General features: G+C 70.4%; 20 protein-coding genes and 1 riboswitch. Of the genes, 5 read left to right on the top strand and 15 right to left on the bottom strand.

Translation table 11 applies throughout. The annotated features are described in order from the left end of the window. Nucleotides 1-7: 7 nt before the first annotated feature. The 4 genes from ACIP9H_RS12560 to ACIP9H_RS12545 all read right to left on the bottom strand — a co-directional run bounded on the left by ACIP9H_RS12560 (nucleotide 8) and on the right by ACIP9H_RS12545 (nucleotide 4,302). The gene (locus ACIP9H_RS12560; protein WP_401959021.1) at nucleotides 8-1,060 is read right to left on the bottom strand and encodes an NlpC/P60 family protein; all 1,053 of its coding nucleotides are present in this window, start codon (nucleotides 1,058-1,060) and stop codon (nucleotides 8-10) included. Between the two features lie 158 nt (nucleotides 1,061-1,218). After that, a complete protein-coding gene (locus tag ACIP9H_RS12555; protein WP_401583999.1) occupies nucleotides 1,219-2,244 on the bottom strand; it encodes an NlpC/P60 family protein in 1,026 nt (341 codons plus the stop codon). Between the two features lie 316 nt (nucleotides 2,245-2,560). Further along, a complete protein-coding gene (locus ACIP9H_RS12550) occupies nucleotides 2,561-3,964 on the bottom strand; it encodes an NYN domain-containing protein (protein WP_401583996.1) in 1,404 nt (467 codons plus the stop codon). An 89-nt stretch (nucleotides 3,965-4,053) separates the two neighbouring features. Next, nucleotides 4,054-4,302 carry a hypothetical protein gene (locus tag ACIP9H_RS12545; protein WP_360911422.1) on the bottom strand — a complete coding sequence of 83 codons (249 nt, stop codon included), beginning with the start codon at nucleotides 4,300-4,302 and terminating at the stop codon, nucleotides 4,054-4,056. A 115-nt stretch (nucleotides 4,303-4,417) separates the two neighbouring features. On the opposite strand from ACIP9H_RS12545, the gene ACIP9H_RS12540 reads away from it, so the two are divergent. Continuing rightward, on the top strand, nucleotides 4,418-5,197 hold the full coding sequence (locus tag ACIP9H_RS12540) for a rhomboid family intramembrane serine protease (protein WP_401583993.1): 780 nt from the start codon (nucleotides 4,418-4,420) through the stop codon (nucleotides 5,195-5,197). After that, nucleotides 5,194-5,475: an Lrp/AsnC ligand binding domain-containing protein gene (locus ACIP9H_RS12535; protein ID WP_360911426.1), complete on the top strand. Its 282-nt coding sequence runs from the start codon at nucleotides 5,194-5,196 to the stop codon at nucleotides 5,473-5,475. The genes ACIP9H_RS12540 and ACIP9H_RS12535 overlap by 4 nt, the downstream gene beginning before the upstream one ends. 7 nt (nucleotides 5,476-5,482) lie before the next feature. On the opposite strand, the gene ACIP9H_RS12530 is transcribed toward ACIP9H_RS12535, so the two are convergent. The 6 genes from ACIP9H_RS12530 to ACIP9H_RS12505 form a co-directional block, all read right to left on the bottom strand. Next, on the bottom strand, nucleotides 5,483-6,823 hold the full coding sequence (locus tag ACIP9H_RS12530; RefSeq protein WP_401959018.1) for an aminotransferase class V-fold PLP-dependent enzyme: 1,341 nt from the start codon (nucleotides 6,821-6,823) through the stop codon (nucleotides 5,483-5,485). Between the two features lie 156 nt (nucleotides 6,824-6,979). Continuing rightward, nucleotides 6,980-7,096, bottom strand: a riboswitch (SAM riboswitch). Between the two features lie 148 nt (nucleotides 7,097-7,244). Continuing rightward, nucleotides 7,245-8,309 (bottom strand): anthranilate phosphoribosyltransferase, encoded by a 1,065-nt coding sequence (gene trpD, locus ACIP9H_RS12525; RefSeq protein ID WP_401959017.1) that lies wholly within the window; start codon nucleotides 8,307-8,309, stop codon nucleotides 7,245-7,247. 137 nt (nucleotides 8,310-8,446) lie between these two features. Then, the gene (locus ACIP9H_RS12520; RefSeq protein WP_401583982.1) at nucleotides 8,447-10,084 is read right to left on the bottom strand and encodes a cytochrome bc complex cytochrome b subunit; all 1,638 of its coding nucleotides are present in this window, start codon (nucleotides 10,082-10,084) and stop codon (nucleotides 8,447-8,449) included. After that, nucleotides 10,081-11,121 carry a Rieske 2Fe-2S domain-containing protein gene (locus ACIP9H_RS12515; RefSeq protein ID WP_401583979.1) on the bottom strand — a complete coding sequence of 347 codons (1,041 nt, stop codon included), beginning with the start codon at nucleotides 11,119-11,121 and terminating at the stop codon, nucleotides 10,081-10,083. Before ACIP9H_RS12515 ends, ACIP9H_RS12520 begins: the two co-directional genes overlap by 4 nt. A gap of 8 nt (nucleotides 11,122-11,129) precedes the next feature. Next, on the bottom strand, nucleotides 11,130-11,939 hold the full coding sequence (locus ACIP9H_RS12510; protein ID WP_401583976.1) for a c-type cytochrome: 810 nt from the start codon (nucleotides 11,937-11,939) through the stop codon (nucleotides 11,130-11,132). Between the two features lie 80 nt (nucleotides 11,940-12,019). Beyond that, nucleotides 12,020-12,640: a heme-copper oxidase subunit III gene (locus ACIP9H_RS12505; RefSeq protein WP_401583973.1), complete on the bottom strand. Its 621-nt coding sequence runs from the start codon at nucleotides 12,638-12,640 to the stop codon at nucleotides 12,020-12,022. 169 nt (nucleotides 12,641-12,809) lie between these two features. Between ACIP9H_RS12505 and ACIP9H_RS12500 the strand changes: the two genes are divergently transcribed. Further along, nucleotides 12,810-13,211, top strand: coding sequence for a hypothetical protein (locus ACIP9H_RS12500; RefSeq protein WP_401583970.1), 402 nt, complete (start codon nucleotides 12,810-12,812; stop codon nucleotides 13,209-13,211). Between the two features lie 12 nt (nucleotides 13,212-13,223). Here the strand turns inward: ACIP9H_RS12500 and ACIP9H_RS12495 are convergent, their stop codons facing one another. From ACIP9H_RS12495 to coxB, 4 genes are all read right to left on the bottom strand, one after another. After that, nucleotides 13,224-14,486 (bottom strand): Ig-like domain-containing protein, encoded by a 1,263-nt coding sequence (locus ACIP9H_RS12495; RefSeq protein WP_401583967.1) that lies wholly within the window; start codon nucleotides 14,484-14,486, stop codon nucleotides 13,224-13,226. Nucleotides 14,487-14,605: 119 nt separating this feature from the next. Beyond that, complete coding sequence (locus tag ACIP9H_RS12490) at nucleotides 14,606-15,004, bottom strand: cytochrome c oxidase subunit 4 (RefSeq protein ID WP_360911443.1); 399 nt, start codon at nucleotides 15,002-15,004, stop codon at nucleotides 14,606-14,608. Beyond that, nucleotides 15,001-16,746, bottom strand: coding sequence for a cytochrome c oxidase subunit I (ctaD, locus tag ACIP9H_RS12485; protein WP_401583963.1), 1,746 nt, complete (start codon nucleotides 16,744-16,746; stop codon nucleotides 15,001-15,003). The genes ACIP9H_RS12490 and ctaD overlap by 4 nt, the downstream gene beginning before the upstream one ends. Beyond that, on the bottom strand, nucleotides 16,743-17,708 hold the full coding sequence (coxB, locus tag ACIP9H_RS12480) for a cytochrome c oxidase subunit II (RefSeq protein WP_401583960.1): 966 nt from the start codon (nucleotides 17,706-17,708) through the stop codon (nucleotides 16,743-16,745). Before coxB ends, ctaD begins: the two co-directional genes overlap by 4 nt. Nucleotides 17,709-17,976: 268 nt before the next feature. Between coxB and ACIP9H_RS12475 the strand changes: the two genes are divergently transcribed. Continuing rightward, nucleotides 17,977-19,356 (top strand): cysteine desulfurase/sulfurtransferase TusA family protein, encoded by a 1,380-nt coding sequence (locus tag ACIP9H_RS12475; protein ID WP_401959015.1) that lies wholly within the window; start codon nucleotides 17,977-17,979, stop codon nucleotides 19,354-19,356. A gap of 73 nt (nucleotides 19,357-19,429) precedes the next feature. Here the strand turns inward: ACIP9H_RS12475 and ACIP9H_RS12470 are convergent, their stop codons facing one another. Beyond that, on the bottom strand, nucleotides 19,430-20,404 hold the full coding sequence (locus ACIP9H_RS12470; RefSeq protein ID WP_401583954.1) for a carbohydrate kinase family protein: 975 nt from the start codon (nucleotides 20,402-20,404) through the stop codon (nucleotides 19,430-19,432). Nucleotides 20,405-20,540: 136 nt separating this feature from the next. Between ACIP9H_RS12470 and ACIP9H_RS12465 the strand changes: the two genes are divergently transcribed. After that, nucleotides 20,541-20,744, top strand: coding sequence for a hypothetical protein (locus ACIP9H_RS12465; protein ID WP_401583951.1), 204 nt, complete (start codon nucleotides 20,541-20,543; stop codon nucleotides 20,742-20,744). Nucleotides 20,745-20,837: the final 93 nt, after the last annotated feature.

Below are 20,837 nucleotides of genomic sequence, written 5' to 3'. Positions count from 1 at the left end.
GGCCGGGTCACGCGGGCCGGGTCACCGCCGCGACCGGCATCATGCCGATCGGGTCGTAGCGCACCCGCGCCCCGGGGTAGGGAGCGTGCACGACCTGGCCGCCGCCGACGTACATGCCGACATGGCTGGCGTCGCCCCGGTAGACGACCAGGTCGCCGGGGCGTGCCTGGCTGAGCGGCACCTGCCGCCCGGCGTGCAGCTGCGCCTGGGAGGTGCGCGGCAGTCCGACGCCGGCCTGCCGGTACGCCCAGACCATCAGCCCGGAGCAGTCGAAGGCGCCGGGGCCGGTGCTGCCCCAGGCGTACGGGGCGCCGACGACGGAGCGCACGGCCGACACGGCGGCGGCGGCACGTGCGGAGGACGCCGCGAGGTCCGGGATGTCGATCAGCCGTCCGGAGCGCGAGGCGCGCTGCTCCAGGCGGGAGGCGAGCTGGGCCCGTTCCTCGTCGCTGAGGGAGTTGACCAGGCGCGCGGCGGCCATCAGCTTGCGCTGCACCGTCTTCTTGCGGGCGTTGAGCGTGGTGCGGGCCCGCTCCAGCTCCACCAGCCGGCCTGCGGCCTGCATGCGCTCCTGGTCCAGCACCCGCTGGGCGTCGCGCAGTTCGCCGAGCCGGGCGTTGCCGCGGCTGCTGATCCGGTCGAGGGTGGCGGCCCGGTCGAGGTAGGTGCCGGGGTCCGGGGAGAGCAGCAGGGCGAGCGTGGGGTCCACTCCCCCGCTGCGGTACTGGGCGCCGGCGAGCATGCCGAGGTCGTTGCGGAGCCCGTTGACCCGTTCCTGGCCGCGTGCGGCGCGGTCCTGCAGGACCTCCACCTGGCCGCGCAGCTGCTCCGAGCGCTCCTTGGCCGCGTTGAACTGCTCGGTCGCCCGCTCGGCCTGCTCGTAGAGGTGGTCGATGCGGGTGGCCACGTCGGTCGCGTTGTCCGCGGGCCGGGCCTGCGCGCTGGGCGCGGAGGCGGCGCCGGCCACCGCGGCGGCGGTGGCGGCAGCGGCGGTCAGGACCGTGACCCGTGCGGTACGGGGGCCCTGGCCCGGCTGCGGAATGCGTCGATGGGAAGGCACGTCGGCCGACAGTAGTCAGCCGTGCACGCGGAGTTCAAAGACCCGGACACGCACGGAGGCCGGGTGATGCCCCACTTGTGCAGGTCATCGCCCGGCCGTCACCGTACGAGATCACCCGATAGGTTCAACCCGGGCACGAGGTGACCGGGGGACGAGGATCAGATGCGCACGCCGAACTGGAACGGCATGTTGTTGATCGACTCGTAGCGGACGACCGTGCCGGTGCGCGGTGCGTGCAGGACCATGCCGTTGCCCGCGTAGAGGGCCACGTGGTGCATGTCGCCGTAGAAGATCACCAGGTCGCCGGGCATCAGCTGGCTCATCGTCAGGTGCGAACCGGCGTACGCCTGGGACTGCGAGGTCCGGGGTATGGAGACGCCGGCCTGGGCGTAGGCCCAGGAGGTGAGGCCGGAGCAGTCGAAGGAGCTCGGGCCGGTGGCGCCGTAGACGTACGGCGAGCCGAGCTTGCTCTGGGCGGCCGAGAGGGCGGCGGCGGCGCGACCGGAGGCCGGGGTGTCGTTGCCCAGGTTGACGCGCTCGTTGCTGCGGCTGGAACGCGCGTCCTCGGCGGCGAGCGCGGCACGCTGGGCGGCGGTCAGGGAGTTGAGCAGCTTCTGCGTCTCCGCGAGCTTGCCCTGGACTTCCTTCTTCTTCTTGCGCAGCTCTGTGCGGGTCTGGTCGAGCTCGGAGAGCTTGCTCGCCGCCTCGGCCTTCTGCTGGTTGAGCGTGCGCTTCTTCTCCGCGATCTGGCGGAGCGCCTCGGCCTGCTTGGTGCTCACCTGGTCGAGGGTGGACGCCTTGTCGAGGTAGCTGTCCGGGTCCGCGGAGAGGAAGAGCTGCAGCGTCGGGTCGATGCCGCCGCTGCGGTACTGGGCGCTGGCGAGGGTGCCGAGGTCGTCCTGGAGGTCGTTGAGGTCGCCCTGCTGGCGGGCCACCTCGTCCTGGATGACCTCGACCTGCTTCTGCAGCTGGTCCTGCTTCTCCGTCGCGCCGTTGAGCTTCTCGGTCGCCTGCTCGGTCTGCTCGTACAGGGCGTCGACCTTGGCCTTGACGCTCTTGACGGACTGCTTGGCGGGCGCGGCCTGGGCGGCCTGGGCGGAGAGGGCCACAGCTGCGGCGGCGGTCGCGGTGAGCACAGTGACACGTGCGCGACTGGTCTGCTTGGGACGACGGTGGGACGCCACTCGGGCGAGCTCCTTCTTCCTCCAGCCGCCTGCCGCGTGCATCGGGAACCGCGGTTCCCCGGCCCCGAGCGTCGGCGTCCCCCGTCGTACGCACGCCACTTCGGATCGGCGGGACCTCCGCTGCCACCCTGATTGGGTGATCGACTGCGCAGAGGTTCGAGGCCTGACCCTAGTGACCATCTTGTGATCGGATCAAATCTCTGAAGGAAAAAAGTCATTCACTCGCGTTTTCTTTACACACATCACACGCGTAGTGATGGCGAGTTGACGCAGAGCTCCGAAAAACCGCCCCACACGCCCCACGATGTGCTCCAGGTCACACCCGGGCAAGTCGCTTGAGCAACAAGACGGATGCGACCGGGCGGGCGCCGGCACGAGCCACCCCGTCCGCGACCTCACGGTCGGACGAAACCACCACAATCGGGCGACCGGGAGGTTCCGCCCGAACCAGACGCCGGATCAACTCGTCCGCCGTCTCACCGGCCTTGCTGAACAGCACCCGCACCCCGCGCGGCGGGGCGAGCAGCACCGGGGCGTCCAGGTCGGCGCCGTCGAAGACGCAGGTGACCTCCGCGCCGCTCTGCGCGGCCAGCACCGCCAGGCCGCCCAGCAGCCGCAGCCGCTGCTTCTCCAACGGCAGGGCGGGATAACCGGTCTTCGTCACGTTGTAGCCGTCGATGACCAGATGGGCCTGCGGCAGCGCGAGCAACTGGTCCAGCAGCGCGGGGTCGTCCTCCGACAGGGCGCGGCGCGCGATGTCCTTCGGGCTGATCGCCCCCGGCGCCACCGCGTCCACCGTGTCGGCCGGGCGCACGCCCAGGGTGTCGCGCGGCGGCAGCGCCAACTCGCGGCGCAGTCCGGACGCGGCGTCCAGCACGGTGTCGAGCAGCAGCCGCAGCCGCATCTCCTCCACGGTGCGGCCCTCGCGCGCCGCCCGGCGGCCGGCCTCGACCGCCGACTCCGCCTCGGCCAGCCGGGCCCGCAGCCGGCGCGCCTCGCCGTCCGCGGCCGCCTTGTCCGCCGCCGCGGCCGAACGCGTCTCGTCCAGCTCGGCCTCGACCTTGCGCAGCGCCGCCTCGGCACGCTTCACATCGCTGCCGGCGCTGCGCAGTTTGCGTTGCAGCGACTCCGTTTCCTTGCGGGCCGCGTCGAGGTCGGAGCGGGCCCGGACGGCCTCGGTGCGGGCGTGCGCCCGCACCTCGTCGAGTTCGCTCTTCAGCTGCCGCAGTTCGCGCAGCACTTCCTCGCCGGCCCGCTCCGCGCTGGCGCGCTGCGCCTCCTCGCCCGCGGCGGCGACCAGCTTCGCCCAGCCCGCGGGCCGCAGCAGATAGGCGGCCGCGGCCACGTCGAGCGGATCCACGGCCGGCGGCGGCGTGCCGGCGTCCAGCGACTCGCACAGATCGGGCTCCGCCTCGCGCAGCCGTCCGGCGACCCGCTGCCGGAACGCGGGATCGCTCTCCAGGGCGCTGGCCATGGCGGTGGCCGCGAACTTGGCGCGGCGACTCGGGGTGAACCGGGCATACGGGCGCAGCACCGCAGGCAGCTCGCCCAGGGTCAGCCCGCCGAAGGCGTCGGCCGCCAGCGAGACCACGCGGTGGCGCACGCCCTCGGGCAGCGGGCGGTCGAGGGTCTCGGGCGCGGCCGAGCCGTCCGGGGCAGCCGGAGCCGCGGGCCCGGCCGCCTCGTCGCCGTGGCCCGGGTTACCACCGGTCCGGTCCACCAGTCACTCCTGTCCAGTTCTTCGGCGCCTCCCCGGCCACCCTCGACCCCTCAGGTCGCGCCGCGCCCCTCCATTGTCCCCGGCGGCGGTCAGGCCTGCGCAGCCGCCGCGTCGGGACGGTCCACCAGCTCCACCCGGTCCACGGCGTTGCACCAGCGGCAGCGCACCGACTCGACGGTCTCGCTCAGCACCTCGCGCTCCTCCACCGAGGGTTCCCCGGCGAGGTCGAGATGCACGTACTCGACGACCCTGCTGGAGCGCGTCACGTCGAACCGGGTCAGGTTTCCGCAGAGAGTGCAGCGCCACCGGGTCGTGGCGGTCGGCAGGGGAACCGTCATCGGATCTGCTCCTAGGTCGCGCGTTTGCGTTCCGGTCACCCTACGGCCTCGGCGGGATCCGGCGCTGCGGCGAGGCGTCCTGTGCCGGTTGAACCCGGTCCGTCATGATCGATCCATGGTCATCCCGGTGTACGACGAGAACCCTGTCCGCCGCAGACCCTTGGTGACGTACGCCCTGATCGGGCTGTGCGTGGCGGTCTTCCTCATCGGCCCGGCCTCCGGGCTCAACCCCGTCTACGGCACCGGCCACGAGCTCGCCTGCGCCCAGGCCTCGTACTTCGCCCGGTGGGGTGTCATTCCCGCGGAACTCTGGCACGGGCGCGTCGCCCCCGCGTCGGTCGTGATGCCGACCGGCTGCCCCCCGCCCGCCGACATCGGGCGGTCGCCCTTCGTCTCGGTGCTCACGGCCCTGTTCGTGCACGGGAGTTGGGTGCACCTGCTGGGCAACATGCTGTTCTTCTACGTCTTCGGCGACAACGTCGAGAACCGCATGGGCCGGCTGCGCTACCTCGTCTTCTACGTGGTGTGCGGCTACCTGGCCACCTACGGCTGGGCCCTGGCGCACACCACGTCCACCCAGGCGCTGGTCGGCGCGTCCGGCGCCATCTCCGGCGTCCTCGGCGCGTACCTGTACCTCTATCCCCGGGCGCGGGTGACCAGCCTCTTCCCCTTCCTCTTCTTCCTGCCGCTGCGCTTCCCCGCGTGGATGGTGCTCGTCTTCTGGTTCGTGCTCCAGTCGCTGGCCGGGCAGGCCCAGCAGTCCGGGCCGGGCGTGGCGTACCTGGCGCACATCACCGGCTTCCTCTTCGGCTTCCTGTGCGCATGGGGCTGCTACCGGGCAAGGCCTAAGCTGGAGCCCGCCACCAGGGCGACCGAAGGAGACCTACAGCCGTGATCACCGCGATCGTGCTCATCAAGACCAGCGTCGACCGGATCCCCGAGATCGCGCAGTCCATCGCGGCGCTGGAGAGCGTCAGCGAGGTCTACTCCGTGACCGGCACGTACGACCTGGTCGCCATGGTCCGGGTCGCCCAGCACGACCAGCTCGCGGACGTCATCCCCGGCCGGATCAGCAAGATCCCCGGCGTCGAGGCCACCGACACGCACGTGGCCTTCCGCACCTACTCGCAGCACGACCTCGAAGCCGCCTTCGCCATCGGCCTCGACTCCTAGTCCGGCCCTACGCGGGGACGCAGCGGCCGTTCTCCGTGCGGTAGCGCCACTGGGCGCCGTCGGTGACGAGCGCGGCGACCGCGGCGAGGAAGCGCTCGACGTGCTCGTCGGGGGTGCCCGCGCCGAAGGAGACACGGACGGCGTTGAGGGTGGTGTCGCCGCCGCAGTCGCCCGGTTCCGTGTGGTCGCCCAGCAGGGTGCGCACGAGGGGATGAGCGCAGAACAGCCCGTCGCGGACGCCGATGCCGTACTCGGCGGACAGCGCGGCGGCGAAGTGGGAGCTGTTCCAGCCGTCGACCACGAAGGACAGAACGCCCACCCGCGGGGCGTCCTCCCCGAACAGGGACAGCACCCGCACCTGCTCGATCCCCGCGAGCCCTTCGCGCAGGCGGGCGACCAGCGCCTGCTCGCGCTCGACGAGGCCGTCGAAGCCCGCCTCGCGCAGGGCCCGGCAGGCGGACGCGATGGCGTAGACGCCGATGACATTGGGCGAGCCGGCCTCGTGGCGGGCCTCGGTGGTGTGCCAGTCCACCTCCACGCCGCCGTCCGCGCGGCGGGCGACGCGGCGGGAGGCACCGCCGCCCGCGAGGTACGGCTCGGCCTCGCGGAGCCAGTCGGCGCGGCCGGCGAGGACCCCGGAACCGAAGGGCGCGTACAGCTTGTGCCCGGAGAAGGCGACCCAGTCCACGTCGAGCGCGGCCACGTCGACGGGGTGGTGCGGCGCGAGCTGCGCCGCGTCGAGGACGATGCGCGCGCCGTGCGCGTGGGCCGCCGCCGCCAGCTCGCGCACCGGCCAGAGCTCACCGGTCACATTCGACGCACCCGTCACACAGACCAGCGCCGGACCGCCCGGCTCGCGCACGGCCAGCGCGCGCTCCAGCAGGGCCACGGCCTCCGCGGGGGTCCGGGGCGCGCTCAGGTAGGTGACGTCGCCGTCCCGCCAGGGCAGCAGGGAGGCGTGGTGCTCGGTCTCGAAGACGAAGACCCGGGTGCCGTCCGGCACGACGGACGCCAGCAGATTGAGCGAGTCGGTGGTCGAGCGGGTGAAGACCACCTGGTCGTCGGCCCGGCAGCCGAGGAACGCGGCCACCTCCGCGCGGCTTTGCTCGAACAGGTCCGTGGACAGCTGCGACAGGTACCCCGCGCCCCGGTGCACGCTGCCGTAGTAGGGCGCGTAGGCGGCCACGTCGTCCCAGACGCGCTGGAGCGCGGGCGCGCTCGCCGCGTAGTCGAGGGCGGCGTAGGCGACCTCGCCGCCGGTGACGAGCGGGACGAGGACGTCACGGCCCAGCACGGGCAGCGGAGTGGTGGCACGGACGGGCGCGGGCGCGGCGGGGTGCACGGACATGGCGAAGTCTCCTGTGGGCAGGGTGAGGCGACAGTGCGTCAGGGTTGACGGGAAAGCCCTCGGAACACCGGGCCGCCGCACAGCGGGCACGCCCGGGGAGGGTGAAAAGGGGCCTTCGGCCCTAGCGCATTCGCTTGCTCACGGAAGAACTCCTCATGACCGCGCTTGCCGCAGACCTCGCTGCCTGCGGCCTGGTCATCACCCGGGGCACCCCGCCACGGAAGGAGGGTTGCCGGACAGCGGGCCGGGGCCGTGTCGCTGTCACTCGTGACCTGCGCAGCATCCTGCCACACACCTGCGGCGCCGCAAGCCGCGGTCCGCATCCCGGACATCCCGCACCACCTCGGCCGCGGCCCGCGGCGGGAACGCGGAAGGGCCGGGGCACCCGGCCCCGGCCCTTCCGCGTGAACGCCCGCGCGGCTTAGGCGTTGGTGGCCGCCGCCCACCGTTCCAGCGTCTTGGCGGCCGTGCCCGAGTCGATGGACTCCGCCGCCCGTGCCATTCCGGCGGCGATCCGCTCCACCAGGGTGCCCTCCGCGGGCTCCAGCGCCACGAGCGCGGCGGCGGAGTTCAGCAGGACGGCGTCGCGCACGGGGCCGGTCTCCCCCGCCAGCAGCCGGCGCGCCACATCGGCGTTGTAGGCCGCGTCGGCGCCGCGCAGCGCCTCGATCGAGACCAGCTCGATGCCGACGTCGCGCGGGTCGAACGGGATCTGCTCCACCGCGCCGTCGCGCACCATCCACACCTGGGAGGTGGACGTGACCGTCAGCTCGTCCAGTCCGTCGTCGCCGCGGAAGACCAGCGCGGAGGAGCCGCGCCGGGCCAGCACTCCCGCGATCAGACCGGCCATCCGGGTGTCGAAGCAGCCGACCGCCGAGGCACCGACCCGGGCCGGATTGGTCAGCGGGCCGAGGATGTTGAAGGAGGTCGGGACGCCCAGGTCGCGCCGCGCCGAGGCGACGTAGCGCATCGCGGGGTGGAACTTGGCCGCGAAGCAGAAGGTGATGCCGGTCTCCTCGGCCACCTGGGCGACGCGCAGGGGCGACAGGTCCAGGTTGATGCCCAGCTTCTCCAGGACGTCGGAGGCCCCGCTGGCGCTGCTGGCCGCGCGGTTGCCGTGCTTGACGACCTTGGTCCCGGTCCCGGCGATGACGATGGCGGACATCGTCGAGATGTTGACGGTCCTGGCCCGGTCGCCGCCGGTGCCCACGATGTCCACGGCGGGCCCGGGGATGTCGAGCGGCTGCGCGTGCGCGTACATCGCCTCGACGAGCCCGCTGACCTCGTCCACGGTCTCGCCCTTGGCCCGCAGGGCCACCATGAAGCCGGCGATCTGGGCGTCGGTAGCCCCGCCGCTCATGATGCGGTCCATCGCCCAGGCCGTCTCCGCGGCGCTCAGATCCTGTCCCGCCAGCAGGGCTCCCAGGATTCCGGGCCAGGAGCGACCCGCCGCGGTGTCGCCTCCAGCGGGGTTCACAACGCTCATGGTCCACACTCCGGGTGGTCTGACGTGCAATGGATACCTTCGGCCCCAGCCTATCGGCGCGGGGGAACGGGAAAGGGCCCCGTCCGTCGGATGGACTCCGACGGGCAGGGCCCCGCCCGGTGGCACAGCTTCGGGGATCAGTGGTGGCCGTGGCCGCTCGTGATCTCCTCGTACTCCTCGGCCGACGGCTTGGGGATCTGCGTCCCCTCGCCGTAGTAGCCGCGCGACAGCATCGCGCGCACTCGCGTGATGGGGCCGACCTTCCTCTCCACGCCGTTCTCGTCCGTCTCCGGGCCGCCGGCCAGCGGCACCGGCTGCTCGTGCGAGGTGAGCGTGAACAGCTTGGCCTGGTCGAGCGGTTCGTGGATCTCGATGAACTCGCCGTGCGGCAGCCGCTTGATGATGCCGGTCTCGCGGCCGTGCAGCACCTTGTCGCGGTCGCGCCGCTGCAGGCCCAGGCAGATCCGCTTCGTGATGAAGAAGACCAGCACCGGCAGCACGAAGAAGGAGATCCGGACCACCCAGGTGATCGCGTTGATCGACAGGTGGAAGCGGGTGGCGAAGAGGTCGTTGCCGCCACCGACCAGCAGGATCAGGTAGAGGCTGATCCAGGCGGCGCCGATGCCGGTGCGGACCGGGCGGTTGCGCGGGCGGTCGAGCAGGTGGTGCTCGCGCTTGTCACCGGTGACCCAGGACTCCAAGAACGGGTAGACGCCCATGAAGCCCAGGACCATCGGGAAGATCACCAGCGGGATGAAGACACCCAGGACGAGGGTGTGGCCCCACAGGCTGATCTCCCAGCCCGGCATGATGCGGATCAGGCCCTCGGAGAAGCCCATGTACCAGTCGGGCTGGGCGTCGGTCGACACCTGGTCCGGCCGGTAGGGGCCGTACGCCCAGACCGGGTTGACGGACACCAGCGCGGACATGGCCGCGATGACGCCGAAGACCAGGAAGAAGAAGCCGCCCGCCTTCGCGGTGTAGACCGGCAGCAGCGGCATGCCGACCACGTTCTTCTCGGTCTTGCCGGGACCGGGGAACTGCGTGTGCTTGTGGTAGAAGACCAGGATCAGGTGGGCCACCAGCAGGCCCGCCATGATGCCGGGGATCAGCAGCACGTGGATCGTGTAGAACCGCGGCACGATGTCGTGCCCCGGGAACTCCCCGCCGAAGAGGAAGAACGACAGGTACGTGCCGACGATCGGCACGGACAGGACCGCGCCCTCCATGAAGCGGATACCGGTGCCGGACAGCAGGTCGTCCGGGAGCGAGTAGCCCATGAAGCCGTCGAACATGCCGAGGAAGAGCAGCAGGAAGCCGAACAGCCAGTTGATCTCGCGCGGCTTGCGGAAGGCGCCGGTGAAGAAGACGCGCATCATGTGCACGAGCATCGCGGCCACGAAGACGATGGCCGCCCAGTGGTGGATCTGCCGGACCAGCAGACCGCCGCGCACGTCGAAGCTGATGTGCAGCGTCGAGGCGTACGCCTCGGACATCCGGATGCCCTGCAGCGGGGTGTACGAGCCGTCGTAGACGACCTCGTTCATCGCCGGGTGGAAGAACAGCGTCAGGTAGACACCGGTCAGGATGACGATGATGAAGCTGTAGAGGGAGATCTCGCCCAGCATGAAGGACCAGTGGTCCGGGAAGATCTTCCGCATGTTGGCCTTGGCCAGGCTGTAGATGCCCAGCCGGCCGTCGGCCCAGTCGGCGACCCGCTCGCCGGCGGGCGCCTTGCCGCGCGGCTTGGCGCTCGCGCTCTCGTTGGTACTCATCCACGCTCCCAGAAGGCAGGGCCCACGGGCTCTTCGAAGTCGCCGAGCGCCTCGAGGTAGCCCTCGTCGTTCACGCTGATCCGCAGCTGCGGCAGGGCGTGGCCCGCCGGACCGAAGATCACCCGGGCACCGTCGGACAGGTCGAACGTCGACTGGTGGCACGGGCAGAGCACGTGGTGCGTCTGCTGCTCGTAGAGGCTGATCGGGCAGCCGACGTGGGTGCAGATCTTGGAGTAGGCCAGGATGCCCTGGTGCGCCCACTCGCGGGCCTGCTTGTCCTTGATGTCCTGCGGCTCGATGCGGACGATCATCAGCGCGGACTTGGCGATCTGCTCCTGGAAGTCCTCCTGGTCCTCCTCCAGCCCCTCGGGCACGGCGAAGGTGAGGGAGCCGACGGCGACGTCCTCGGGACGCAGCGGCTGGTTGGTGTTCTGGTTCACCAGCAGCTTGCCCTTGGCCCACAGGGTGTGGCGGAGCTTCTCCTCCGGCAGCGGGCCGAGGTCGCGCAGCAGCATGACGCCGGAGAGCGGGACCAGGGTGAGCGCGCCGAACAACGTGTTGCGGATCAGCTTGCGGCGGCCCAGCTGGCTCTCCCGCGCGCCGTCGCCGAAGTCCTGCATCACCTGCGCCCGGGTCTCCGGGTCGGCCTCGATCGGGTGCCGCTCGGCCGGGCGCTCGGTGTCGTCCATCAGGGTGCGGGCCCAGTGGACGGCGCCGGCGCCGATGGCGAAGAGGGAGACGCCCAGCGTCATGCCCAGCGCGAAGTTGAGCGCGCTGATGTGGCCCAGCGGCCAGATGTAGACGATCTTGTCGATCGGGATGACGACGAAGCTCGCGATGAAGCCGAGCGTGGCGATCATCGACGCCGCGAACAGCAGCGCCACGGTCCGCTCGGAGGACTTCGCGGCCTTCTCGTCGATGTCCTGGCGGCGCGGCAGGTGCGCGGGCAGGCCCGGGTCCGCGAACGGGTGCTCATCCGCGCGGCCGACCTCGCCGGCGCCGTGAGCCGAACGCTCAGGCAGGTTCTCTTCTGACATGTCCTGACTCATGACTTCTTGGCCTTGGTGGTGTGGGCGCCGATCCAGCACGCACAGACGATCAGCACGCCGAGACCGAAGATCCAGCCGAACAGACCCTCGGTGACCGGGCCGAGGCTGCCCAGCGACATACCGCCGGGGCTCGGGGCCTTGTCGCCGTTGACGGCGTTCAGGTACGCGATGATGTCGCGCTTGTTCTGCTCGGGCATCGTGCTGTTGGGGAACGACGGCATGTTCTGCGGGCCGGTGAGCATGGCCTCGTACATGTGCTTGTTGCTCACGCCCGACAGCGACGGGGCGTACTTGCCGTTCGTCAGGGCGCCACCCTTGCCCTGGTAGTTGTGGCACTGCGCGCAGTTGGTGCGGAACAGCTCCCCGCCTCGCGCGGTGTCCGCGCCGCTCGGGTTGGTCTGCTCCTTGGTGGGCGTGGACGGGCCCGGGCCGAGCGACGCGATGTAGGCGCCGAGCTGGTCGATCTGCTTCTGCGAGTAGATGACCTTCTTGCTCGGGATCTGCGCGCCCGGCTGCTGGGCCGGCATACGGCCGGTGCCGACCTGGAAGTCCACGGCCGCGGAGCCGACGCCCACCAGGCTGGGGCCGTCACTGCTTCCCTGGCCCGACGTACCGTGGCAGCTGGAGCAACCGACGGCGTACAGCTTCTTGCCCTCTTCGATGGCGAGGGACTGGGAGCTGTCGTCGGCCTGCGCCTTGGGCGCGGGCGCGAGCGCCGCGTACAGCCCCCCGATGGCCGTGAGCGCGAGAAGTAGGACGACAAGCGCCGCCATCGGGTGGCGCCGTCGTGCGGAGAGCTTTTTCACGGATTACCCCGGTGTCAGGATCTCTTGCGTCGATGGGTCTGGGAGACGGACCGATGGCCGCGTCTGCCGCGGCGGTCCGCTTACTTGATCAGGTAGATCGTGGCGAAGAGGCCGATCCAGACGACATCGACGAAGTGCCAGTAGTAGGAGACGACGATGGCGGCGGTGGCCTGTTCGTGGGTGAACCGCCTGGCCGCGTAGGTCCGTCCCAGGACCAGCAGGAAGGCGATGAGACCGCCCGTCACGTGCAGACCGTGGAAGCCGGTGGTCAGGTAGAACACCGAACCGTACGGGTCGGAGGAGAGCGAAAGGCCGTCCTCCTTCACGAGGTTCGTGTACTCGAAGATCTGACCGCCGATGAAGATCGCGCCCATGATGAAGGTCACGACGAACCAGGCGCGCAGCTTCTTCACGTCGCCGCGCTCGGCGGCGAAGACACCCATCTGGCAGGTGAAGGAGGAGAGCACGAGGATCGTGGTGTTGGCCGCCGAGAACGGAACGTTCAGGAGATCGGCGTGGGCCTTCCAGTACTCGGCACCCGTGACCGAGCGAAGGGTGAAGTACATCGCGAAGAGGGCCGCGAAGAACATCAGCTCGGAACTCAGCCAGATGATGGTTCCGACGCTGGTGAGGTTCGGCCGGTTGACCGACGGGTGCGCGTGCCCGGTTTCTACTGCTGTTGCTGTCGCCACGACCGACATTATGTCGGTCCCTTATCTCGCGCTCACTCCGGGGGGTGCCATTCGGTGTGTCAAGGCCCTTGGGACACCGGTGGAGATCGCCCGAAGGAGCTAACACTCCTCGAAGGACCCTGCTCAGGAGTAAGGTTCGGCCACAGGCAGGCGACTCCACGAAGGCGAGGAGGCACGGATGCAGACGACCGCGACGGTGCTGGTCTACAGCGACGACAGGAACACCCGGGAGCAGATCCGTCTGGCCGTCGGACGCCGCCCCGCGGCGGACTTGCCGCCCGTGGAGTACCTGGAGTGCGCGACCCTTCCCGCGGTGCTGAGCGCCCTGGAGAGCGGCGGCGTCGACGTGTGCGTGCTGGACGGCGAGGCCGTGCCGGCGGGCGGCATGGGTGTGTGCCGGCAGGTCAAGGACGAGATCTTCCGCTGCCCGCCCGTGCTGGTGCTGATCGGGCGCCCCCAGGACGCCTGGCTGGCGAGCTGGAGCCGGGCCGACGCGGCGGTGAGCCACCCCGTCGACCCGGTCGAGCTGAGCGCCGCCCTGGCGGGGCTGCTCAGGCAGCGGCTGTCCGTCGGCGCGTAGCCGCCGCAGAGGTCACAGGACGGGCCGCAGGCGGGCCTGCGGGTCGTCCGTGTCGTCCGCCGCGGCCGGGTCGGAACCGGCCCGCGCCCCGGCGGCGCTGCCCTTGCGCCAGTCCGCCCAGCTGAGGTTCCAGTCGCCGAATCCGTTCCCGAACGGCGCCATCTCCTCCCCCAGGCTGTGCGAGACCACGACGATGTCCCCGCGCCGCACGTTCTCGAAGAACCAGTGCGCGTTCTCGGTGCTCATGCCGGTGCAGCCGTGGCTGACGTTGGCGACACCCTGCGAGCCCACCGACCAGGGCGCGGCGTGCACGTATTCGCCGCTCCATGTCACCCGGGTGGCCCACTGCACGGGCAGGTCGTAGGCGTCCGAACTGCCCGACGCGATGCCGACGGTCTCACTGCGCATCCGTACGTTGGCCTCCTGGCCCAACACGACCTTGATGCCGTTGCGGGTGGAGAAGCCGGGCTTGCCGGTGGTGACCGGGATGGTGCGCACGACACGGCCGTTGCGCTTGAAGGTCATGGTGTGCGTCGAGGCGTCCGTGAGCGCCTCCACGCGGTCCCCGGTGCGCAGCGTCAGGGGTTTGGCCGGGCCGCCGTACATGCCGCCCTTGATGTGCAGACCGTCGAGGGTGCTGCGCACCTCGATCCGGGCGTGCGCCGGCCAGTAGGCGCGCGGGCGGTAGTGCAGGGTGCGGTCGTCCACCCAGTACCAGGCGCCCTGGCCGGCCGAGGGCGAGGAGTCGACGTGCAGACTGCGCTCCACGGCGATGCGGGCGTTGATGTCCTTGACGGGGGCGCTGAGTTCGGCGGTGACGGGCTGTCCGACGCCGTAGGTGCCGGCCTCCGGGCCGAAGGTGACCCGCAGCAGTTTGTCGGGGGCACGGGTGTCGAGCGCCAGCGTCTTGCGGCCCTGGCGGCCGTCCTTGTCCTCGGTGCTCACCCGGACGGTGTAGTGGGCCCCCGCCCCCAGTGCGGAGGTGCTCTGCCAGTGCCTGCCGTCCTCGGAGAGCCGCCCGCGGATGAACCGGCCCGAGGCGTCGGTGGCCGTCACATCCGTGATGCGTTTGCCATCACCCTTGACGGTGATTTCCAGCGGCTTACCGGGGTCGGCCTTCTTGGTGCCCGTGCCCGCGGCCCACACCACGTCGCCCGAGGCGTCGTACGGAGCCTTGGCCAACGGATCGCCGTCACTCGAACAGGCCGCCAGTGGAGCTGCCACCACCGCTGTCACGAGTGCGATCGCCATTCGGCGGGGAGAAAAGAGACCCATGATCACACGGTATGCATAAGAGACCATTTGTGCGCGTCGGGCGCGTGCGAACGGGCGAGGCCCGGACCCCATTCGGGTGTCCGGGCCTCGCCCGTGTGCGCTAAGGGCTCACCAGGAGATCACTGGGTGCGGTTCTCGCCCCGGTAGTACTCGAAGACCCAGCCCCACAGTCCGAAGAGGATGAAGGGCGCGCCGAAGTAGATCAGCCACCAGCCGAAGATGATGCCGAGAAAGGCGGTGGCACCACCGAAGGCGAGCAGCAGCGGCTGCCAGCTGTGCGGGCTGAAGAAGCCGAGTTCGCCGGCGTCGTCGGCGACGTCCGCGTCCTCACGGTCCTGCGCCCCGGTGTCCGCCCGGCGGGCGGTGAAGGCCAGGTAGAACCCGATCATCACGGCCAGGCCGAAGGAGAGGAAGAGCGCCGTGGTGCCCACCGGCTCCTTGGACCACAGGCCGTACACGACGGCCATGGCCAGGAAGAAGAAGGAGAGCCACAGGAACAGCCTGCCCTGGAACTTCACTTGCCCGTCTCCTTCTCATCGCCGCCGGAGACGGCCTTGGGGGCCGGGCCGACGTTCTCCAGCTGGTCCTGAGCGGCGATCTCCGGGTGGTGGAGATCGAACGCCGGGGATTCGGACCGGATGCGCGGCAGCGTGAGGAAGTTGTGCCGCGGCGGCGGGCAGGAGGTCGCCCACTCCAGGGAGCGGCCGTAGCCCCACGGGTCGTCGACCTCGACCGGCTTGCCGTACTTGGCGGTCTTCCACACGTTGTAGAAGAACGGCAGCATCGACAGGCCCAGCAGGAAGGAGCTGATGGTCGAGATGGTGTTCAGCGTGGTGAAGCCGTCCGCGGCCAGGTAGTCCGCGTAGCGGCGCGGCATGCCCTCGGCACCCAGCCAGTGCTGGACGAGGAACGTGCCGTGGAAGCCGAAGAACAGCGTCCAGAAGGTGATCTTGCCGAGGCGCTCGTCCAGCATCTTGCCGGTGAACTTCGGCCACCAGAAGTGGAAGCCGGAGAACATCGCGAAGACGACGGTTCCGAAGACCACGTAGTGGAAGTGCGCCACCACGAAGTACGAGTCGGAGACGTGGAAGTCCAGCGGCGGCGAGGCCAGGATGACACCGGTCAGACCACCGAAGGCGAAGGTGATCAGGAAGCCGATGGCCCAGAGCATCGGTGTCTCGAAACTCAGTGAGCCCTTCCACATGGTGCCGATCCAGTTGAAGAACTTCACACCGGTCGGTACCGCGATCAGGAAGGTCATGAAGGAGAAGAACGGCAGCAGCACACCGCCGGTGACGTACATGTGGTGCGCCCACACGGTCGCCGAGAGGCCGGCGATGGAAATGGTCGCCGCGATGAGGCTGACATAACCGAACATCGGTTTCCGGGAGAAGACCGGAATGACCTCACTGATGATGCCGAAGAACGGCAGCGCGATGATGTACACCTCTGGGTGCCCGAAGAACCAGAAGAGGTGCTGCCACAGCAAGGCGCCGCCGTTGGCGGCGTCGAAGACATGCGCACCGAACTTGCGGTCCGCCTCCAGCGCGAGCAGCGCGGCGGCCAGCACCGGGAAGGCGAAGAGCACCAGCACACCGGTGAGCAGCACGTTCCAGACGAAGATCGGCATCCGGAACATCGTCATGCCGGGGGCGCGCATGCAGATGATCGTGGTGATGAAGTTGACCGAGCCGAGGATCGTGCCGAAGCCGGAGAAGGCCAGACCCATGATCCACAGGTCACCGCCGATGCCCGGCGAGCGGACCGCGTCGGTGAGCGGGGAGTAGGCGAACCAGCCGAAGTCGGCGGCGCCGTTCGGGGTCAGGAAGCCGGCGACCGCGATGAGCGAGCCGAACAGGTAGAGCCAGTAGGCGAACATGTTCAGCCGCGGGAAGGCGACGTCGGGGGCGCCGATCTGCAGCGGCATGATCCAGTTCGCGAAGCCGGCGAACAGCGGCGTCGCGAACATCAGCAGCATCACGGTGCCGTGCATCGTGAAGAGCTGGTTGAACTGCTCGTTCGACACCACCTGGGTGCCGGGGCGGGCAAGCTCGGCGCGCATGATGAGCGCCATGATGCCGCCGATGATGAAGAAGAAGAACGAGGTCGCGAGGTAGAGCGAACCGATCGTCTTGTGGTCGGTCGTGGTCAGCCACTTCACGATCGCCACACCGGGCTGCTTCGTGCGGAGCGGCAGCTCGTCCTCGTACGTGTCTTCGTGCGCCGCGGCCGCGCCGTGGGGTTCGTTGAGAATGCTCACTGGGTCTTGGTCTCCGCGTTCTTGGCGTTGCCGGTGGTGGCAATGCCTGCCGGGACGTAACCGGTCTGGCCCTTCTTCGCCAGGTCCTTCAGGTGCTGCTGGTACAGCTCCGGAGAGACGACCTTGACGTTGAAGAGCATCCGGGAGTGGTCCACGCCGCACAGCTCGGCGCACTTGCCCATGAAGGTGCCCTCCTTGTTGGGGGTCACCTGGAAGACGTTGGTGTGGCCGGGGATGACGTCCATCTTCATCAGGAAGGGGACCACCCAGAAGTCGTGGATGACGTCACGCGAGGTGAGGACAAAGCGAACCGTCTCGCCCTTCGGCAGCCACAGGGTCGGGCCCGGGTTGCCGGTGTCCGGGTCCTTGGTGGCGGCGGAGCCGAAGTCGTAGACGCCGTCCGCGCCGGCGGGCGCGTCCAGCTTCTTCGCCGAGATCGTGGAGAGCTCGGCGGGCACCTTGCCGGCCGGGGGCGTCGACGGGTTGCCGTCCACGTCCTCGACGTAGTTGAACGCCCAGCTCCACTGGAAGCCGACCACGTTGATGACGTGGTCGGGCCGCTTGGAGGTCTCCAGGAGCTTGGACTCGTCCCGGGCGGTGAAGTAGAAGAGCACCGAGATGATGACCAGCGGGACCGTGGTGAAGAGCGCCTCGATCGGCATGTTGTACCGGATCTGGGGCGGCACCTCCACCTTGGTGCGGCTGCGCCGGTGGAAGATGATGCTCCAGAGGATCAGTCCCCAGACGAGCACACCGACCGCGAACGCGGCGGCCCAGGAACCCTGCCAGAGCGAGAGGATCCGCGGTGCCTCGGCTGTTGCGGGGCTGGGCATGCCGAGGCGGGGGAAGTCCTCGTATGTGCAACCGGTGGCGGTCGCAAGGACCAGGCCCGCGGCCAGCGCCTGCGGCAGAATCCGCCGCATCGGGCGCCGCGACGAGCGGTCGGAGCCGTAGGGACTCACGTAGCGCCTTCCCGAGAGTCTCGCCCGCGCGTCCGGATTCCCGGCCTGTGCTGGTCGGTCGCCCTGGCGCGGGCAGTGGTGTGGATGTTTATGCGGACCAAACCCTACTGGACTCGTTTTTGGGCCGCGCGGGGAGGGGTGCCAACGCGCCGGGGCGGCCCCCGAAGGGGTGTCGGGCGCCCTCGCGGACCCGCGGAACGCCCCGTTCCGGGGAGTTCTGACGCAGGCCCAGACGCCGTCGGGAGCGGCGGGGCGTACCGTGCCCGACGTGCCCTATTTCGATGCCGCATCCGCCGCTCCGTTGCATCCCGTCGCCCGACAGGCCCTGCTCGCCGCCCTCGACGAGGGCTGGGCCGACCCCTCCCGTCTCTACCGGGAGGGGAGGCGGGCCCGGCTGCTGCTCGACGCGGCGCGCGAGGCCGCTGCGGAGGCCGTGGGATGCCGGCCGGACGAACTCGTTTTCACTCCTTCGGGGACACGCGCGGTCCACGCGGGTGTCTCCGGGACGCTGGCCGGACGGCGGCGGGTGGGAAATCACGTGGTCGTCTCCGCGGTCGAGCACTCCTCCGTGCTGCACGCGGTGGAGGACGGCGCGGTGACCGAGGTGGCGGTGGACCGCACGGGCCTGGTCGACGCCGCGGCCTTCGGCGACGCGCTGCGTGCGGACACCGCGCTGGCGTGCCTGCAGTCCGCCAACCACGAGGTGGGCACGGTGCAGCCGGTGGCGGAGGCGGCCGAGCGGTGCCGGGCCGCCGGGGTGCCGCTGCTGGTCGACGCCGCCCAGTCACTGGGCTGGGGGCCGGTCGAGGGGCCCTGGTCGCTGCTGGCGGCGAGCGCCCACAAGTGGGGCGGCCCGTCCGGGGTCGGGCTGCTCGCGGTGCGCAAGGGCACCCGCTTCGCGCCCCAGGGACCCGCGGACGAACGGGAGTCCGGCCGCGCCCCCGGCTTCGAGAACCTTCCGGCGATCGTCGCGGCGGCCGCCTCGCTGCGGGCGGTGCGCGCGGAGGCGGTCGCGGAGGCGGCGCGGCTGTCGGCGCTGGTCGACCGGATCCGCACCCGGGTGCCGGAGCTGGTGCCGGACGTCGAGGTCGTCGGGCACCCGTCGCTGCGGCTGCCCAACATCGTGACGTTCTCCTGCCTTTACGTCGACGGCGAGGCGCTGCTGCACGAACTCGACCGCGGGGGCTGGTCCGTCTCCTCCGGGTCGTCCTGCACGTCGAGCACCCTGACGCCCAGCCATGTCCTCAAGGCCATGGGCGTGCTGTCGGAGGGGAACGTCCGCGTCTCGCTCCCGCACGGCGCGGTCGCCGGCGACGTCGAGGGCTTCCTGGAGGCGCTGCCCGGCGTGGTCCGGACCGTCCGCGAACGCCTCGGCGCTCCCGAGCCGTCGTCGCGGCCGGCCGCGACGACGGGCGAGGGCCTGCCGGACCTGGTGGTGGACTCCCTCGGCAAGCGGTGCCCGATCCCGGTCATCGAGCTGGCGAAGGTCATCGAGGACGTACCGGTCGGCGGGATCGTCTCCGTGCTGTCCGACGACGAGGCCGCCCGGCTCGACATCCCCGCGTGGTGCGAGATGCGCGGCCAGGAGTACGCCGGTGAGCACGAGGCGCCACGGGGCGTCGCCTACTGGGTGCGCCGGCTGTCCTGAACAGCCCGCCACGCGCCGCGCCCCGCCGCCCGGGAAGGGACGGCGGGGCGCGGCGGAGCGGACGTGCCGGCGGTCAGCGCAGGTGCGCGCGGACCTCGTCGGCGGCCTCGTCGCCGTAGGCCTTGGTGAAGCGGTCCATGAAGTGCGCCCTGCGCAGCTGGTACTCCTGGGTGCCGAGGGTCTCGATGACCAGGGTGGCGAGCATGCAGCCGACCTGCGCGGCGCGCTCGTGCCCGACGCCCCAGGCCAGGCCCGACAGGAAGCCGGCGCGGAAGGCGTCGCCCACGCCCGTCGGGTCGACCTTGGCCTCCTCCTCGGCGCAGCCGACGACGACCGGCTCCTCGCCGGACCGCTCGATGCGCACCCCGCGGGAGCCCAGGGTGGTGACCCGGGTGCCGACCCGGCCGAGGATCTCCTCCTCGGTCCAGCCGGTCTTGGACTCGATGAGGCCCTTCTCGTACTCGTTGGAGAAGAGGTAGGCCGCGCCGTCCAGCAGTATCCGGATCTCGTCGCCGTTCATACGGGCGATCTGCTGCGAGAAGTCCGCGGCCCACGGGATGGACCGGGAACGGCACTCCTCGGTGTGGCGGAGCATCGCCTCGGGGTCGTCGGCGCCGATGAGGACCAGGTCGAGACCGCCGACGCGGGCGGCGACGGAGTGCAGCTCGATGAGGCGGGCCTCGCTCATGGCACCGGTGTAGAAGGAGCCGATCTGGTTGTGGTCGGCGTCGGTGGTGCACACGAAGCGCGCGGTGTGCAGGACCTCGGAGATCCGCACGGACGCGGTGTCCACCCCGTGCCGGTCCAGCCACGCCCGGTAGTCGTCGAAGTCGGAGCCGGCGGCGCCGACGAGGACGGGCCGTACACCCAGTTGGCCCATTCCGAAGCAGATGTTCGCGCCGACGCCTCCGCGGCGCACGTCGAGGGTGTCGACCAGGAAGGAGAGGGAGACCGTGTGGAGCTGATCGGCGACGAGCTGGTCGGCGAATCGGCCGGGGAAGGTCATCAGGTGGTCGGTGGCGATGGAGCCGGTGACTGCGATACGCACGGCTTGGCTGCTCCTGCGGGGGGCGGACGGGGGGACAGACCTGCCAACGTTACCGGCTGAGCCGGCGGACGCGACACGGAGAAACTACCCGATAGTAGGTCTTTCTCATGTGATTCAGGATGCCTAGGGTCGGCTTATGACCCCTTCCCTGCCCGCCGCTCAGCTCGGCGAATCTGAGACGCTCGCCGAGCTGCTCGGCGACTGCCGCAAGATGGCCCAGCACTGGGAGACCCCCGCCACGCCGGAGGCCCCACGGGTCGCTCCCTCCCGACTGCACGGCATCACCGTGCCCGAGGCGTCCGCACACGTCGTCGAGGGCATGGCCGAGTACGGGGACTGACCGGAACCGCGACGCGCCCCGCCCCGTCCAAGTGACGTCCCGCTCCTGAGCCACAGGGGCGTCATGCTGTACCTGCCCGGTACGCACCGTTAC

Origin of the sequence: Streptomyces sp. NPDC088732, from assembly GCF_044751205.1 — a bacterium.
Taxonomy (GTDB): Bacteria; Actinomycetota; Actinomycetes; order Streptomycetales; family Streptomycetaceae; genus Actinacidiphila.
Note: the sequence above shows the minus strand (reverse complement) of the source record. Positions and strands in the feature narration are given on the sequence as shown.

What these genes read in the sequence shown, in the direction of transcription:
- ACIP9H_RS12465 (WP_401583951.1), top strand. Translation starts at nt 20,541, where the DNA reads ATGACCCCTTCCCTGCCCGCCGCTCAGCTCGGCGAATCTGAGACGCTC.
- ACIP9H_RS12530 (WP_401959018.1), bottom strand. Translation starts at nt 6,823, where the DNA reads ATGTCCGTGCACCCCGCCGCGCCCGCGCCCGTCCGTGCCACCACTCCG.
- ACIP9H_RS12505 (WP_401583973.1), bottom strand. Translation starts at nt 12,640, where the DNA reads ATGTCGGTCGTGGCGACAGCAACAGCAGTAGAAACCGGGCACGCGCAC.
- ACIP9H_RS12515 (WP_401583979.1), bottom strand. Translation starts at nt 11,121, where the DNA reads ATGTCAGAAGAGAACCTGCCTGAGCGTTCGGCTCACGGCGCCGGCGAG.
- trpD (WP_401959017.1), bottom strand. Translation starts at nt 8,309, where the DNA reads ATGAGCGTTGTGAACCCCGCTGGAGGCGACACCGCGGCGGGTCGCTCC.
- ACIP9H_RS12500 (WP_401583970.1), top strand. Translation starts at nt 12,810, where the DNA reads ATGCAGACGACCGCGACGGTGCTGGTCTACAGCGACGACAGGAACACC.
- ACIP9H_RS12520 (WP_401583982.1), bottom strand. Translation starts at nt 10,084, where the DNA reads ATGAGTACCAACGAGAGCGCGAGCGCCAAGCCGCGCGGCAAGGCGCCC.
- ACIP9H_RS12495 (WP_401583967.1), bottom strand. Translation starts at nt 14,486, where the DNA reads ATGGGTCTCTTTTCTCCCCGCCGAATGGCGATCGCACTCGTGACAGCG.
- ACIP9H_RS12545 (WP_360911422.1), bottom strand. Translation starts at nt 4,302, where the DNA reads ATGACGGTTCCCCTGCCGACCGCCACGACCCGGTGGCGCTGCACTCTC.
- ACIP9H_RS12540 (WP_401583993.1), top strand. Translation starts at nt 4,418, where the DNA reads ATGGTCATCCCGGTGTACGACGAGAACCCTGTCCGCCGCAGACCCTTG.